The sequence below is a fragment of the Bradyrhizobium sp. USDA 4501 genome (assembly GCF_054062115.1).
Genome location: NZ_JBSSEX010000001.1, coordinates 6,905,722 through 6,920,528 on the forward strand (window position 1 = coordinate 6,905,722; position 14,807 = coordinate 6,920,528).

Genomic DNA, 14,807 nt, shown 5'->3' on the forward strand with positions numbered 1-14,807 from the left:
GGTCGCCCGCAGGTTCAATTCATTTTCGACAATGCGGCTCTTATAGCGGGTCCGGGGACCCACATGAAGCGACCGCCGGGCAGATACAAGCCATTACCTGAAGGCGACTCGCAAAACTCGCCTCACCGTTGCACGGCGCAGCGCTGCACGCGCATCGCATTCGAGCCCCTCATCGCGATCGTCGAGCTGTAGTTGTGGCGGAGTGAACGCAAAACAGCAAAGCGCCGGCGGGGGCGGCCGCCGGGCGCTGAACTCATGCCTGTCGAATGTCCTAGAACACGCCGAGAATAATGGCGCCGACGAAGGCTAACGCGATGTACGCGGCCACAATGCTCAGCTTGCTCAGCAGAGGACTCGCGAAATCCATTGGGGAAACTCCCTCGGTTCACACAACGCTGCCCGCATTAACGTCAAAGCTAGCAAGGGGTTCCAGGCCGAAAAAGGCAGTCTTGTTGTCAGGCTCGCTATTCGCGGCAATACCGCATTGCGATGCGCGGCTCAAATAGCCGCCGAATCAAGGCGTTGACGCGTCGCAAATATATTCGGCGGCGGCGCCGGTTCCAGGGGCCGATAGCAGTACCCGCTTGGATGTCCGTCGGTTGCTCTCGCCCCTGTGTCGTTGCGCCGCAAGGCAGCATCGTCATTTGTTGTGCGCCTGTCACAAACCATACCCAGATTGCCGCCCGCAATGACCGGGGCTCTACCCCGGTAATAAGTACTTGGGGCGTTACGTGAAATCTGAGTTTCTGAGCCGCGCAAGCCGGCTTGCGCTGGCTATTTCTGCGACTTCGTTGGGGTTCTCCTGTCCGGCACTGGCCGCAAGCTTCAGCACTGCTCCCAACAGCACGACGGCGCAGACCGTCTCCAACAATGATACCGGCTCGGTCGCCGCCGGCAGCAGCCTGTCGGTGACGGGCACCGCGATCACCTGGATCACCGGCCTGTCGTCGCCCGGCGTCGTCATCACCAACAACGGCACCATCTCGGCGACCTCGCGCGGCATCGACACCTCGAGCAGCGCCATCAGCGGCAATCTCACGCTGATCAACAATTCCGGCGCGCTCTTCACCGCGTCCAATGATGCATTCCGGATCAATGGCGGCCTGAGCAGCGGGTCGGTCACCGTCGACAATGCGGGCACCATCCAGTCGACGGGCAACGGCCGCGTCTTCGACTTCGTCAACGCGACGTCGAACACCACCGTGTTCTCGATCACCAACCAGAGCGGCGGCATCATCAAGTCATCAGGCAGCGACGTGATGCGGATCGGCGGCGGAACCACCACGATCACCAATTCCGGCATGATCGACGCGACCAATACGGCAGGGTCTCGCGCGATCCGCGCCACCACCAATCTCAACAACGTGATCTCGCTGTCGGTCGTCAACAATGCGGGCGCGACGATCCAGTCGGCGGACGATGCCATCCAGATCAACGGCGCGTCGGGCAGCAACAGCACGACCGCGGCCAGGTTCTCGGTCGACAATGCCGGCACCATCAAATCGGCGACCGGGCAGGCGATCGACTTCGACAATCTCATCTCGACCGCCGCGAGCGTTCACATCACAAACCGCGCGACCGGCCTGATCACTGCGGCCAATGCGGACGCGATCCGTCCCGGCGAAAACTTCACGATCGACAACGCCGTGGTCGCTGGCGCTGACGCCCTATGCCGCCGGACAGTTCACGACCTACGATCTGCCGTCCTATGCCGAGCAGGTGCTGTCGGGATCGAGCGCGTTCGCGGTGGCCTATGGCGCCAAGACCGTCACCGCCACGCGCAGCGAACTCGGCCTCCGCAGCGATCGCTCGATCGCGTTGCAGGATGGCATTCTCAGCCTGCGCGGCCGCCTTGCCTGGGCGCACGACTACAACACCGATCGCAGCGTTGCCGCGACATTCCAGACGCTGCCGGGCGCGTCCTTCGTGGTCAACGGTGCGGCGCCGGCGAGCGATGCGGTGCTCACCACCGCGAGCGCGGCGATGAACTGGACCAGCGGCTGGTCGGCGGCGCTTACCTTCGAAGGCGAGTTCTCCGACGTCACGTCGTCCTATGGCGGCAAGGGTGTCGTTCGCTACACGTGGTGATGACATCATCTCGGCAGGGCGCGTGTTGCCCTGCCGGGTTCCGCTGCATGGTTAAGGACAGCTGAAAACAACGCATCGAAATGCGTTGAAGAGTCTTTAATCAAATTCGCAGAACCTCCGCGCCATGACGCGTGGAGTTCGTTTGTATCTCGTCGGCTCCCTTGTCCTTGTGTCGCTTGCTGGTTGCGGTCGCGGTCTGTTTCAGACCGCCGAGCGCGAACCGTGGCGGGCCGAGGCCGAGGCCGCATGCCTGAAGTCGGGCGCGGTCAAGGAGAGCGCCGACCTCGTCCGCATCGATCCGATCTCCGGTCCCGGCGTCTGCGGCGCCGAGTTCCCGCTCAAGGTCGCCGCGCTCGGTGAAGCCAGTTCGGCTTACGGATTTGCCGACGACAGCCTGCGCCCGCCGGCATCGGTCGGCAACCAGCCGCGCTGGCCGATCAACCGCCAGCCGCCTCCGCCGCCCGCGCAGGCGCCGTATTCCAATCAGGCCGTCGGCCAGCCGAGCTATGGCAACGAGCCGGGCTATGGCAGCCGTCAGAATGGGCCGGTCTCGCTGTCGGCGCCCGGCGTTCCGCCGCAGCAGGACGAGATCGATTTGCCGCCGGAAGGCTCGCCCGATGCCAGGGGCGAGCGACCTTATTATCCCGGTCTGCCATCCAATCCGCAGCGCGACAGCGCGGCCGCGCCCTATTCACCGGCACCGTATTCCCAGCAGCCGCCCGGCGCGCCACCGCCGCCGCGGCTCGGTCCCTCGAGCGGCAATCCGGTGGTGACGGTCGGCCCGGTCGCAGTGAAGCCGGCGGCAACGCTGGCGTGCCCGATCGTCTCGGTGCTCGAGCGCTGGCTCGCCGATTCCGTACAGCCGGCGGCGCAGCGCTGGTTCGGCGCGCGCGTCGTCGAGATCAAGCAGATTTCGGCCTATTCCTGCCGCGGCATGAACGGCAATTCGCACGCGCATATTTCCGAGCACGCCTTCGGCAATGCGCTCGACATCGCAGCCTTCACGCTGGCTGACGGTCGCCGCATCACCGTGAAGGATGGCTGGAGGGGCCTGCCGGAGGAGCAGGGCTTTCTGCGCGATGTCCAGGCCGCCGCCTGCCAGCAATTCACCACGGTGCTGGCGCCGGGGTCCAACGTCTATCACTACGACCACATCCATGTGGATCTGATGCGCCGGGCCAGCCGGCGTCTGATCTGCCAGCCCGCCGCCGTCTCGGGCGAGGAGGTCGCGGCGCGTGCCGGCGGCCGTAACCCCTATGCAACGCGCGAACCTTATGTCACAGGATCGCTCGGCGGCAGAAAGCCGGCCCCGCGGGGTAAGGCGGGGGTCAACGAAGAAGACGAATTCGCCGACGAATAGGGACGCGTCTGATACCCGTATTTTTACTGGGTGACACCGTGCAAACGGTAGCCACTTTTATGCTGCATATGCTTCGGAGCCGGGCGCACCCGGCTGATTTCTGGGGGATAGCTTTGCAAGACGCGCCGATCATTCTCGTCATCGAAGACGATCGTGATCTTCAGATGATGGTAGAGGACGCCCTGAGGGACGGCGGCTATGAGCCGGCGATCGCGGGCTCGGGCGAGGAAGCGTTGACGCTGCTGAAGGCGTTCCGCACCAAATACTCAGCACTGGTCACCGACATCCGCCTGCTCGGCCGGCTCGACGGCTGGCGCGTGGCGCGCGGCGCCCGCGAGATCGACCCGTCATTCCCGGTGCTCTACATCACCGGCGGCGGCGGCGACGAGTGGCCGACCCGGGGCGTGCCGGACAGCGTGCTGCTGAACAAGCCGTTCTCGCCCGACGAACTGGTCGCGGCCGTGGCCAAGCTGCTCAAGAACGGCGCGCCGGCCTGAGCGACTGATCGTTCCTGCGATTTGACGATGCGCACGTTGTGCGGGCAAAACGTGCCGGCATGAATGATTTCGCACAGTCGATCACGGCGGCGGCATCGCTGATAGCCGGTCGCGATCCGGTCCTGCTTGGGATCGTCGCATTGTCGTTGCGCGTCAGCCTGCTGGCGAGCCTGCTCGCGCTTCTGATCGGCGCGCCGATCGGCGGCTGGCTTGCGATATCGAGGTTTCGCGGACGGCAGGTGGTGATCGTGCTCGCCAATGCCTGTCTCGGCCTGCCGCCGGTCGTGGTCGGCCTCGGGCTTTATCTGCTGCTGTCGCGATCCGGACCGCTGGGCTTCGCCGGACTGCTGTTCACGCCGACGGCGATGGTGGTGGCGCAGGTCATCCTGGCGACGCCGATCGTGGTTGCGCTGGTGCATCGTCCGGTCGCGCTGCTGTGGGCGGAATATGCCGATTTGATCCGCACCGACGGCCTGTCCCGCCTGCGCAGCCTTGCGCTGGTGTTCTCGCTCGGCCGCGCCTCGCTGCTCACCGCGTTCCTCGCCGCGTTCGGCCGCGCCATCGCGGAGGTCGGCGCCATCATCATCGTGGGCGGCAATATCAGCGGCTATACGCGAACGATGACGACCGCGATTGCGCTCGAGACCAGCAAGGGCGAGCTGGCGCTCGGTCTCGGGCTCGGCGTCATCCTGCTTGCGCTGAGCGTCAGCGTCAGCACGATCGCGTTTCTGCTAGTGCGCGGCGTTGGGGAAAAATAGCTGCTCGCCACCGACCTTGTAGCCGGCGATGGCTGACTGCCCGGCCTGCGAGACCAGCCAGTCGATGAAGGCCTCGCCGTCCGCGGCCTTCACCGTCGGATGTTTCGCCGGATTGACCAGCATCACGCCGTACTGGTTGAACAGCCGCCGGTCGCCTTCGGTCAGCACGGCGAGCTCGCCGCGGTTCTTGAACGACAGCCAGGTGCCGCGGTCGGACAGCACATAGGCATTCGACGCGGATGCCATGTTGAGCGCCGGACCCATGCCCTGGCCGATCTCGCGATACCACTGGCCCTTCGCTGAGCCGAGATCGACGCCGGCCGCCTTCCAGAGCCGCAGCTCGGCCTCGTGCGTGCCGGAGTGGTCGCCGCGCGAGATGAAGGCCGAACTGGTCGCAGCGATCTTGCGCAGGGCATCCGCGACATCCTTGTCGCCGGCGATATGCGCCGGATCGGCCTTCGGGCCGACGATGACGAAATCGTTGTACATCACGTCATATCGTTTGGTCGCAAAGCCCTCGGCCAGGAATTTCTCTTCGGCCACGCGATCATGCACGAACACGACATCGGCATCGCCGCGCCGTCCGATGTCGAGCGCCTGTCCGGTGCCGACCGCGACCACCTTCACGGCAATGCCCGAGGTCTCCGAGAACCGCGGCAGCAGATAGCCGAACAGGCCGGACTGTTCGGTCGATGTCGTCGAGGCGACGGTGATGGACCGGGTCTGCGCGAGCGCGGGACCGGCGAACAGCATCACGGCGGCGATGACAAGGTGTCGAAGGAGGGATGTCATGTGAATACTGCGTACCGGAGAACGATGTCGGTCACCATGCCGCATTTCGTCCGGTGACGCAAAGCAGGCGCGATGTCGCGCGCTGCGGTCGGCGGTGGTAGGGTCGCCTCGAACGAAGCAATAAGAAGGGATATCAGGTCATGGCTTTGGAGAAGGTCGCGCTCGTTACCGCAGGCGGCAGCGGCATGGGAGCGGCGGCGGCGCGGCGCCTCGCGGCCGATGGTTTCCGCGTTGCGATCCTGTCGTCGTCGGGCAAGGGCGAGGCGCTGGCAAAGGAGCTCGGCGGCCTCGGCTTCACCGGCTCGAACCGTTCCAACGATGATCTGAAACGCGCCGTCGACGGCGTGGTGGAGCGTTGGGGCCGCATCGATGCGCTGGTCAACAGCGCCGGCCACGGCCCGCGCGCGGGTGTGCTCGAACTGACCGACGAGCAGTGGCACACCGGTCTCGACGTCTACCTGATGAACGTGATCCGCCCGACGCGTCTCGTCGCGCCTCACATGCAGGCGCAGAAGTCGGGCGCGATCGTCAACATCTCCACCGCCTGGGCGTTCGAGCCGAGCGCGATGTTTCCGACCTCGGCGGTGTTCCGCGCCGGGCTCGCCGCGTTCACCAAACTGTTCACCGACAGCTACGCCGCCAGCAATGTGCGCATGAACAACGTGCTGCCAGGCTGGATCGACAGCCTCCCGGCAACCGACGAGCGCCGCGACAGCGTGCCGATGAAGCGCTACGGCAAGGCGGAGGAGATCGCCGCAACCATCAGCTTCCTCGTCTCCGACGGCGCGGGCTACATCACCGGCCAAAACATCCGCGTCGACGGCGGATTGATGCGGTCGATTTGAGGCAACTGCTAAACCCGTCATCCCCAGGGCCTGACTCATAGACGGACTCTGAGGAGCAAGTGAGCTTGTGATTCACAAGCGGCACCAAATATTCGGTGTCGTCCCGGCGAAAGCCGGGACCCATAACCACCGATGGTCATCGTTGCGCGTCGATGGAACGACGAGTCCCGTCCACAACATCCGCCGCGGAGTATGGGTCCCGGCTTTCGCGGGACGACATCAAAGTGTGCGGCGCCGTTCGTACCCGTTGCGTCGCCACAACTTACGTCACCAGTTGCGTCTACGCGCTGCGCGGCGCGCTCCAGGCCGCGGGCGTCACAATTGCGGCGACCTCTGATTGCGTTTGTCGTGATGACAAACTGAAGGCGCAGGGCTAGCCTTCCGTCAAATCAAAACATACGGAGGAATGGCATGCCAGACGCAGCAGTTGCAGCACGCGCTTCAGACTCCACGCAGAGCGGAACCACGCAGCAGGTCGACGTTGCGGTGGTCGGCGCCGGCTTCGCCGGACTTTACCTGCTGCATCGGTTGCGCAAGGCGGGCTTCTCGGCGATCGCGCTCGAAGAGGGCGCCGATGTCGGCGGCACCTGGTACTGGAATCGTTATCCCGGCGCGCGCTGCGACATCCAGACCATCGACTACAGCTACACCTTCGATCCCGAGCTCGATCAGGCCTGGACCTGGTCGGAGAAATACGCGACCCAGCCGGAAATCCTGCGCTATCTCGGCTTCGTCGCCGACCGCTACGATCTGCGTCGCGACATCAGGTTCGGCACCAAGGTCACGCAGGCGACCTGGAATGATGCGACCTCGCGCTGGCAGATCTCGACCAACAACGGCGCCGACGTCTCGTGCCGCTACTACATCATGGCGACCGGCTGCCTGTCGTCGCCGAAGCCGCCGGAGATCGACGGCGTCAAGGACTTCAAGGGCGAGATCTATTTCACCGGCCGCTGGCCGCATCAGGGCGTCGATCTCAAGGGCAAGCGCGTCGCCGTGATCGGCACCGGATCGTCGGGCATTCAGTCCATACCGATCATCGCCGAGCAGGCCGCGCAGCTCACCGTGTTCCAGCGCACCCCGAACTTCGCGCTGCCCGCGGGCAACGGCCCGGCGCCCGAGGATCGCAAGACCTATTTCGAGAGCGACCGCGCCGCCTATCGCGACCAGGCGCGCTGGTCGATGGCCGGCGTGCCCTATCCGCAGCAGACCGTGGTGAGCTGGCAATTGAGCGACGCCGAGCGCCGCGAGCGGTTCGAGAAGGCGTGGGCGGCGGGCGACCTCGTCCATATCCTGACCCAGCTCTGGGCCGACCAGGCGGTCGATGTCGACGGCAACAGGTTGGTCGCCGACCTGATCCGCGAGAAGATCGGCGCCGTGGTCAAGGATCCGGAGACGGCGGCGGCGCTGGCCCCGCATGATCATCCGTTCGGCGCCAAGCGTCCCTGCCTCGATACCAACTACTATGCGACCTACAACCGTCCCAACGTGACGCTGGTGAATCTGCGGCAGGAGCCGATCAAGGGGATCACCACCAGCGGCATCTTCACCAACGGACGCAAGTTCGACGTCGACGTCATCGTGTTCGCCACCGGCTTCGACGCGATGACCGGGGCGATCATGGCGGTGCATCCGATCTCCGGCCGCGGCGGCAAGTCGCTGTCGGATGTCTGGGCGCACGGACCGCAGACCTATCTCGGCGTCACCGTCGCGGGCTTTCCCAATCTGTTCATGATCACCGGTCCCGGCAGCCCGTCGGTGCTGTCGAACATGGCTGTCTCGATTGAGCAGCACGTCGATTGGGTGGTGGAGCGGATCGCCGCGCTGCGCGACGCCGGCTTCACCACGATGGAAGCGACCGAGACCGCGCAGGCCGGCTGGGAACGGCACATGGCCGATTGCGCGACGCTGACGCTGCACCGGCTCGCCAACACCTGGTACACGGGCGCCAACGTGCCCGGCAAGCCGCAAGGCGTGATGCCTTATACGGGCGGCGTCGGTCCGTATCGCAGCATCTGCAACGAGGTGGTCGGCCGCGGCATGCTCGGCTTCAAGCTCTCGGGTCCCGGCGTTGCCGAGCAATGCAATGACGGCGAGATCGTGCGCCTGCAGCCGGATGTGCGGCTGGTGCTGAACCTGCTCGGCGAAATGAACCTGCCGCCGCTCGAGACGATGGGGGCGCAGGGCGCGCGCGACTTCCTCACCGAATTCAACAAGGGGCGTCCCTTTGGCCGCCCGGTCGGCGAGGTCGGCAGCGGCATGCTGCAGGGCGCGGACGGTCCGCTGCCGTATAAGCTGTACCGGCCGGCGACGCCGGGGCCGCATCCGATCGTGGTGTATTTCCACGGCGGCGGCTGGGTGCTCGGCGACGAGATGTCGGACGATCCGTTCTGCCGCGACCTGTGCCGGCGCACCGGCATGATCATCGTCAGTGTCGGCTATCGCCATGCGCCCGAGCATCGCTTCCCGGCCGCGGCCGAGGACGGTTTTGCGGCGACGCGCTGGATCGCGGCCCATAGCGCCGAGCTCGGCGGCAGGGCGGGGCCGCTGCTGGTCGCGGGCTGGAGCGCCGGCGGCAACATCGCGGCCGTCACGTGCCAGCTCGCGCGCGATCGCGGCGGGCCCGAGATCGCGGGCCAGCTCCTGATCTGTCCGGTCACCGATTCCACATTCGACCGGCCGTCCTATGTCGACAACGCGACCGGCTATTTCCTGACCCGCGGGCTGATGTACTGGTTCTGGGACCTGTACTGCTCGCCGGCCGACCGCACCGACCCGCGCGTCGCGCCGCTGCGCGGCAAGCTCGAAGGCCTGCCGCCGACGTTCATCGCGACCAGCGAGTTCGATCCGTTGCGCGACGAGGGCATCGCCTATGGCGACGCGCTCGCCAAGGCCGGCGTCAAGGTCGAGCAGCTCAAGGCGCAGGGCCACTTCCACTCGTCGTTCGTGATGGTCGACGTCATCATCACCGGCGTTGCCGGCCGCGTGAAGATGGCGAAGGCGCTGCGGCGCTTCGCCGGCCTGCCCGAGGAGGTCGAGCAGGACAACGTCGCTACGCCGGAGGTCAACGCGGCGGCGAACTAGCTCGGGTTTGAATTGCAGCCGCGCTCCCTCTCCCGCTTGCGGGCACTTGCGGGGGAGGCGCGTTGCGAAAATATCGAAAACAACCCCATGCAAAGGAGCCGGCGGTGGCAGGCGTTCGACCTAGCCACTTGACACGTCGGGCAACTCACGGATATATTTCTAATATTCCGAAATCTCTCGCTCTAACCGAGCTCGAACGTCGTGACGCCGAACACGCGATCGATCCGGAGTGGCGGGATCGCGCCGGTATACATCCGCGCGGTCTCGAACACCGGCGACAGCCCGAGGCCTTGCGCCAGCGCGACGGCGTCGCGGTTGACCGCGGGGACATCGAGGAAGACCTCGCCGCTGCCCGCGCTCGCGAGCAATGCCGCGACAACGGCCTCGGCGCCGGCACGGTCATCGGCAACCAGCGGACCGATCTTGCGGCCGGTCCGGCACGGGCGGATCACGCCCCAGCCGGCCAGCCTGCCGTCGCGCATCAGCGCGCGCCCGACATGTCCTGACGTGTTGATCCAGGCGCGCAGGAATGCCGGCCGCGGTGCGGGAAACACCGTGGCGTCATCGGCCTCGATCAGCGCCATCGGCAGATCGGTCAGCGCGACGGTGCCGTCGCTCGGCGCGGATGGTGCGGCGACAGTGCCGCCGTAGCGCACATTGGCGTAGGCGAGCGCGAAGCCGGACTTCTGGTAGTTCGCCTGCTGCGCCACCACGCCATCGAGCCCGATCACGCGCAGGCGCGCATGCGCGATGGCCGCATTCCAGATCTTCAGGCCATGGCCGCGGCCGCGCAGATCCGGACGCACGATGTAGAAGCCGAGGAAGGCAAATTGCGCGCCGTAATTGACGCAGGAGATCACCGCGGCCGGCTCGCCATCGAGCTCGCCGATGAAGAAGCCCTGCGGGTCCTCGGCGGCAAAGCAGGGCGCATCTGCGAGACCAGGATTCCATCCCTCCGCCGCGGCCCAGTCCACCGCGAGCGCGATCTCGTCCGGCTGCATCTGTCGGATGGTGAGGTCGTTCATGGTCGATCGCCTCGTCGTGCTGGAGTTATTGATCGTGCACATCGACGGCTGGAGAACAATACCCCCCGTGACGATCTAAAGAACGTACGTCCGTCATGTTGATGAGGCTGCCAACGAGTCCGCACAAAGCGCGGCCCGATGATAAACTCCGCGGCCGTCTCAAGCACGACGGCCCCCAGCCGGGCCGCGCATGCTTCGAGGCTCGCTACGCGAGCACCTCAGCATGACGGGACGAAGAGCGCGCTGGTCCGCGATAAGACGTCGATCTCACCCGGCCTTCGGCCGGTACGCCGCGAAGAACACGCGCGTCGCGCTGTCGACGACGGTTGCGATCCGCTCCGGCGAGGGCGACGGCTTGGCCTGGAAGATGAACGCCTGGAACAGCGTCGCCTGGCACATCTGCATGAATTGCCAGGCCGCGAGCTGGTAGTCGTCGATCACGAGCTCGCCGAGCGCGGCGCGCGCCTCGAGATAGGCGGCGAAGCGGTCGACGGTGTGGGCGATGACGTGGGTGTAGAACCGGCTGCCGAGCTCGGGCATCCGCTCGGCGATCGCCATCACGGTGCGGATCGCCGAGCCGCCGCCGGGCCGGCACAGCACCGCGACATAGGCGCGGCCGAATTCGGGGAGGGTGGTGTCGACGTCGCGCGCCGGATCGAAATTGAAGGCGACCTTGCCCTGCTCGAGCTTTTCCTCCTCGACGATTGACGCGAACAGCCCGGCCTTGTCGGGGAAATAGACGTAGAGCGTGCCCTTGGAGACGCCGGCAGCGCGCGCGATCTCGCCCATGCTCGCGCCGTCAAAGCCGAGCTCCAGGAATATCTTACGGGCGCCGTCCAGGATCTGGCGGCGTTTCGACGATTCCTCCTCGCCGACGGACTGGAGGGAGGTTCGGGGCGCTGCAACCATTGATTTAGCTTCTCGGGAGAGAACGCAACCCAAAGTAGGAAAGGGAAGAATCGAAGCTTTATAATCTAGCGGGCGGGAATGTATATTGACCGAACCGTTCGGTCAATGGTATCTTGGGAGTGACGATGCGCCGCACGGCCCTTATTCCGCCATCGCGCGCGTCAAGATTTTTGTGGGGAGCCTCGGCCATGGCCGCAGCACGGGATCAGGCTGCACGCATTGTTCGTTCCGAGCCTGAGATGGCCGAGGACGCGATCGCGCGCGATGCATCCGCCGATCTCGGCGAGCAGGGCCGGGCTGATGAAGCCAAGCGTCCCGCGGAGGCGCCGCCCGCGTCTGCGCCCGAGCAGCCGGCGGCTTCGCCCGCTGCGGCGCCGGCGCCGAAATCCGGCAAGCGCAAATTCGTGATGATGGGCGTGGTCGGCCTGCTCGCGCTCGCTGCCGCGGGCTATGCCGCCTATTACCTGATGGTCGGGCGCTTCTACGTCTCGACCGACGATGCCTATGTCCGCGCCAACAACTCCATGCTCGGCGCGCGCGTCGCGGGCCATATCGCGGCGATCCTGCCCGGCGACAACGCGCTGGTGCGCGCAGGCGACGTGATCTTCCGGATCGATGATGGCGACTACCGTATCGCGGCCGACGCCGCGCGCACCCGGATCGCGACCCAGCAGGCGACGATCGAGCGCATCGGCCGCCAGGTTGCGGCGGCGGCGAGCTCGGTCGAGCAGGCGCAGGCCCAGCTGGTGTCCGCGCAGGCCGGCCTGAAGCGCGCCGATCTCGATTTCGACCGCCAGCAGGCGCTCAGCACCAAGGGTTTTGCCTCGCGTGCCACCTTCGAAGTCTCGGAGGCCGGCCGTGATCAGGGCGCGGCCAGCGTGCGGTCCGCGCAGGCGGCCTATGATGCGGCCAAGGACAATGTCGAGGTGACCAAGGCGCAGCAGGCCGAGGCCCGCGCCCAGCTCGCCGAATTGCAGACCCAGCTCGCCAAGGCCGAGCGCGATCTCGAATTCACCAATGTCCGTGCGCCGGTCGACGGCACCTTCTCCAACCGCCTGGTCAACACCGGCGACTATATCAATGTGGGCCAGCGGCTCGGCAACGTGGTGCCGCTCGACGGCGTCTACATCGACGCGAACTATAAAGAGACCCAGCTCAAGCGCATCCGCACCGGGCAGCGGGTGACGATCAAGGTCGACGCCTACGGCTTCCGCAAGTTCACCGGCCTCGTCGACAGCATTTCGCCGGCGGCGGGCTCGGTGTTCACGCTGCTGCCGCCCGACAACGCCACCGGCAACTTCACCAAGATCGTGCAGCGCCTGCCGGTCCGCATCCGCGTGCCTGCCAGCGTCGCCAGGCAGGGCCTCTTGCGCGCCGGCATGTCGGTCTACACCACCGTCGACACCCGTGAAGGCGCGGCCGATGCCGACGCCGAAACTGATCTCGACGCGCCGATGATGATCCATCCGCAGTGATGTCTTGAAGCTTCGGACAGAGTCCGAGGCTCGGAGCCGATGAGCCCATGGCTGATACGACCACTGCTTCACCCTCGATGATGACCGGCGCCCCGGAGTCCGAGCGCATCCAGCCGAAGCGGCTGGTTGCCTTCATCATCATGGTGTTCGGCATGTTCATGTCGATCCTGGACATCCAGATCGTCTCGGCCTCGCTGTCCGAGATCCAGGCCGGCCTGTCGGCATCCTCGACCGAAGTGTCGTGGGTGCAGACCGCCTATCTGATCGCCGAAGTGATCGCGATTCCGTTGTCCGGATTCCTGTCGCGCGCGCTTGGCACGCGGCTGTTGTTCGCGATCTCCGCGTTCGGCTTCACCGCCTCGAGCCTGCTGTGCGGCTTCGCCTCCTCGATCGAGCAGATGATCCTGTGGCGCGCGCTGCAGGGTTTTCTCGGCGCCGGCATGATCCCGACGGTGTTCGCCTCGGCCTACACGATCTTCCCGCGCACCAAATTCCACATCGTGGCGCCGATCATCGGCCTCGTCGCGACGCTGGCGCCGACCGTTGGACCGACCGTCGGCGGCTACATCACCGACCTGATGTCGTGGCACTGGCTGTTCTTCATCAACATCGTGCCCGGCGTCATCATCACGGCAGGCGTGCTGGCGCTGGTCGATTTCGACCAGCCGAACTTCGCGCTGCTCGAGCGCTTCGACTGGTGGGGGCTGATCTTCATGGGCGGCTTCCTCGGCTCGCTTGAATATGTGCTGGAGGAGGGGCCGCAATATGAGTGGCTGCAGGACACCTCGGTCGCGGTCTGCGCCGCGATTGGCTTCGTCTCGGCGGTCGCGTTCTTCTGGCGCGTCTTGACCGCGGAGGAGCCGATCGTCGATCTCTACGCCTTCAGTAACCGCAACTTCGCGGTCGGCTGCGTGCTGCAGTTCTGCATCGGCATCGGGCTCTATGGCCTGACTTATGTCTATCCGCGCTATCTCGCGGAGGTTCGCGGCTACAGCGCGCTGATGATCGGCGAGACCATGTTCGTCTCCGGCGTCACCATGTTCTTGATGGCGCCGGTGGTCGGGCGGCTGATGCAGAAGGTCGATTTGCGCTACATCATCGCCTTCGGCCTCGTGACCTTCGCGCTCGGCTCCTGGCAGATGACCTGGATCACCCGCGACTATGATTTCTACGAGCTGCTGCTGCCGCAGATCCTGCGCGGCATCGGCATGATGTGCGCCATGGTGCCGACCAACAACATCGCGCTCGCGACGTTGCCGCAGGATCGCGTCAAGAACGCCTCCGGCCTGTTCAACCTGATGCGCAACCTCGGCGGCGCGGTAGGTCTCGCCGTCATCAACGAGGTGCTCAACGACCGCACCGATCTGCACATCTCGCGGCTGCATGACCGCGTGACCTGGGGCAACACCACCGCGGTCGAGACCCTCAACATGTTCACTCAGCGCATGCAGGGCATGGGCGATTCCGCCATCATGGCGATGAAGCAGCTCTCGCAGATCGTGCACCGTCAGGCAGCAGTGATGGGCTATGGCGATGCCTTCTTCATGCTGTCGTTGTTCTATGTCGCGCTCAGCCTTCTGGTGCTGTTCGTCAACAAGCCGCCGTCGATGACCGCGAGCGGCGGCGACGCGCATTAGGTGTCATCGGTTTTCGTAGCCCGCATGAGCGAAGCGATATGCGGGACCGATCTCGGCAGTTCATCACTGAACGTGACGCGGCCCCGGATTTCGCTTCGCTCATCCGGGCTACGAAAGTGTGCCGTTGTCGCCGGGCTGAGTGCATCGCATCGGCGCGCGGGCTGCGCCCGGTCGCGTGAATAGCTGATATCGCCGACACATTGACGCACTCACGCCGATGTTACCTTGCCAATCGCGCGTGATGCATTTATAAGCAGCGCTTCCTTACTCGAACCGGGGAGATGCGCATGAAGTCGTTTATTTCGCAGATCGCGCGCCCGCGTTCGACGGTGCTGGA

General features: G+C 65.5%; 12 protein-coding genes. 8 read left to right on the forward strand and 4 right to left on the reverse strand.

Features of this window, described 5'->3' with window-relative positions; all coding sequences use genetic code 11:
• Window positions 1-727: 727 nt before the first annotated feature.
• Complete coding sequence (locus tag ACVWZM_RS31785; protein WP_456855548.1) at window positions 728-1,540, reverse strand: hypothetical protein; 813 nt, start codon at window positions 1,538-1,540, stop codon at window positions 728-730.
• A 59-nt stretch (window positions 1,541-1,599) separates the two neighbouring features.
• On the opposite strand from ACVWZM_RS31785, the gene ACVWZM_RS31790 reads away from it, so the two are divergent.
• The 4 genes from ACVWZM_RS31790 to ACVWZM_RS31805 all read left to right on the forward strand — a co-directional run bounded on the left by ACVWZM_RS31790 (window position 1,600) and on the right by ACVWZM_RS31805 (window position 4,703).
• Window positions 1,600-2,088, forward strand: coding sequence for an autotransporter outer membrane beta-barrel domain-containing protein (locus ACVWZM_RS31790; protein WP_229192769.1), 489 nt, complete (start codon window positions 1,600-1,602; stop codon window positions 2,086-2,088).
• A 124-nt stretch (window positions 2,089-2,212) separates the two neighbouring features.
• Window positions 2,213-3,448 (forward strand): extensin-like domain-containing protein, encoded by a 1,236-nt coding sequence (locus ACVWZM_RS31795; protein ID WP_168857524.1) that lies wholly within the window; start codon window positions 2,213-2,215, stop codon window positions 3,446-3,448.
• A 113-nt stretch (window positions 3,449-3,561) separates the two neighbouring features.
• The gene (locus tag ACVWZM_RS31800; RefSeq protein WP_050425581.1) at window positions 3,562-3,945 is read left to right on the forward strand and encodes a response regulator; all 384 of its coding nucleotides are present in this window, start codon (window positions 3,562-3,564) and stop codon (window positions 3,943-3,945) included.
• Between the two features lie 59 nt (window positions 3,946-4,004).
• Complete coding sequence (locus tag ACVWZM_RS31805; protein WP_016845814.1) at window positions 4,005-4,703, forward strand: ABC transporter permease; 699 nt, start codon at window positions 4,005-4,007, stop codon at window positions 4,701-4,703.
• On the opposite strand, the gene ACVWZM_RS31810 is transcribed toward ACVWZM_RS31805, so the two are convergent.
• A complete protein-coding gene (locus ACVWZM_RS31810) occupies window positions 4,677-5,495 on the reverse strand; it encodes an extracellular solute-binding protein (RefSeq protein ID WP_057014973.1) in 819 nt (272 codons plus the stop codon). The genes ACVWZM_RS31805 and ACVWZM_RS31810 overlap by 27 nt on opposite strands.
• A gap of 140 nt (window positions 5,496-5,635) precedes the next feature.
• On the opposite strand from ACVWZM_RS31810, the gene ACVWZM_RS31815 reads away from it, so the two are divergent.
• Together ACVWZM_RS31815 and ACVWZM_RS31820 are read left to right on the forward strand one after the other, a co-directional pair.
• Window positions 5,636-6,340, forward strand: coding sequence for an SDR family oxidoreductase (locus ACVWZM_RS31815; RefSeq protein WP_057014974.1), 705 nt, complete (start codon window positions 5,636-5,638; stop codon window positions 6,338-6,340).
• Window positions 6,341-6,751: 411 nt separating this feature from the next.
• Entirely contained in the window at window positions 6,752-9,424 is a 2,673-nt protein-coding gene (locus ACVWZM_RS31820) for a flavin-containing monooxygenase (protein WP_168857525.1), read from the forward strand.
• Between the two features lie 182 nt (window positions 9,425-9,606).
• Here ACVWZM_RS31820 and ACVWZM_RS31825 read toward each other — a convergent pair whose 3' ends face one another.
• Both ACVWZM_RS31825 and ACVWZM_RS31830 read right to left on the reverse strand, forming a co-directional pair.
• The gene (locus ACVWZM_RS31825) at window positions 9,607-10,449 is read right to left on the reverse strand and encodes a GNAT family N-acetyltransferase (protein ID WP_168859082.1); all 843 of its coding nucleotides are present in this window, start codon (window positions 10,447-10,449) and stop codon (window positions 9,607-9,609) included.
• Window positions 10,450-10,716: 267 nt separating this feature from the next.
• The gene (locus ACVWZM_RS31830; protein WP_456855549.1) at window positions 10,717-11,358 is read right to left on the reverse strand and encodes a TetR/AcrR family transcriptional regulator; all 642 of its coding nucleotides are present in this window, start codon (window positions 11,356-11,358) and stop codon (window positions 10,717-10,719) included.
• 188 nt (window positions 11,359-11,546) lie between these two features.
• Here ACVWZM_RS31830 and ACVWZM_RS31835 point away from each other — a divergent pair, with 188 nt between their 5' ends.
• Both ACVWZM_RS31835 and ACVWZM_RS31840 read left to right on the forward strand, forming a co-directional pair.
• Window positions 11,547-12,833 (forward strand): efflux RND transporter periplasmic adaptor subunit, encoded by a 1,287-nt coding sequence (locus tag ACVWZM_RS31835; RefSeq protein ID WP_438073437.1) that lies wholly within the window; start codon window positions 11,547-11,549, stop codon window positions 12,831-12,833.
• Window positions 12,834-12,880: 47 nt separating this feature from the next.
• A complete protein-coding gene (locus tag ACVWZM_RS31840; RefSeq protein WP_168859079.1) occupies window positions 12,881-14,470 on the forward strand; it encodes a DHA2 family efflux MFS transporter permease subunit in 1,590 nt (529 codons plus the stop codon).
• Window positions 14,471-14,807 lie beyond the last annotated feature (337 nt).

What these genes read in the sequence shown, in the direction of transcription:
- ACVWZM_RS31785 (WP_456855548.1), bottom strand. Translation starts at nt 1,540, where the DNA reads ATGAGATTGTCGAAGTCGATCGCCTGCCCGGTCGCCGATTTGATGGTG.
- ACVWZM_RS31790 (WP_229192769.1), top strand. Translation starts at nt 1,600, where the DNA reads ATGCGGACGCGATCCGTCCCGGCGAAAACTTCACGATCGACAACGCCG.
- ACVWZM_RS31795 (WP_168857524.1), top strand. Translation starts at nt 2,213, where the DNA reads ATGACGCGTGGAGTTCGTTTGTATCTCGTCGGCTCCCTTGTCCTTGTG.
- ACVWZM_RS31805 (WP_016845814.1), top strand. Translation starts at nt 4,005, where the DNA reads ATGAATGATTTCGCACAGTCGATCACGGCGGCGGCATCGCTGATAGCC.
- ACVWZM_RS31810 (WP_057014973.1), bottom strand. Translation starts at nt 5,495, where the DNA reads ATGACATCCCTCCTTCGACACCTTGTCATCGCCGCCGTGATGCTGTTC.
- ACVWZM_RS31815 (WP_057014974.1), top strand. Translation starts at nt 5,636, where the DNA reads ATGGCTTTGGAGAAGGTCGCGCTCGTTACCGCAGGCGGCAGCGGCATG.
- ACVWZM_RS31820 (WP_168857525.1), top strand. Translation starts at nt 6,752, where the DNA reads ATGCCAGACGCAGCAGTTGCAGCACGCGCTTCAGACTCCACGCAGAGC.
- ACVWZM_RS31825 (WP_168859082.1), bottom strand. Translation starts at nt 10,449, where the DNA reads ATGAACGACCTCACCATCCGACAGATGCAGCCGGACGAGATCGCGCTC.
- ACVWZM_RS31830 (WP_456855549.1), bottom strand. Translation starts at nt 11,358, where the DNA reads ATGGTTGCAGCGCCCCGAACCTCCCTCCAGTCCGTCGGCGAGGAGGAA.
- ACVWZM_RS31835 (WP_438073437.1), top strand. Translation starts at nt 11,547, where the DNA reads ATGGCCGCAGCACGGGATCAGGCTGCACGCATTGTTCGTTCCGAGCCT.
- ACVWZM_RS31840 (WP_168859079.1), top strand. Translation starts at nt 12,881, where the DNA reads ATGGCTGATACGACCACTGCTTCACCCTCGATGATGACCGGCGCCCCG.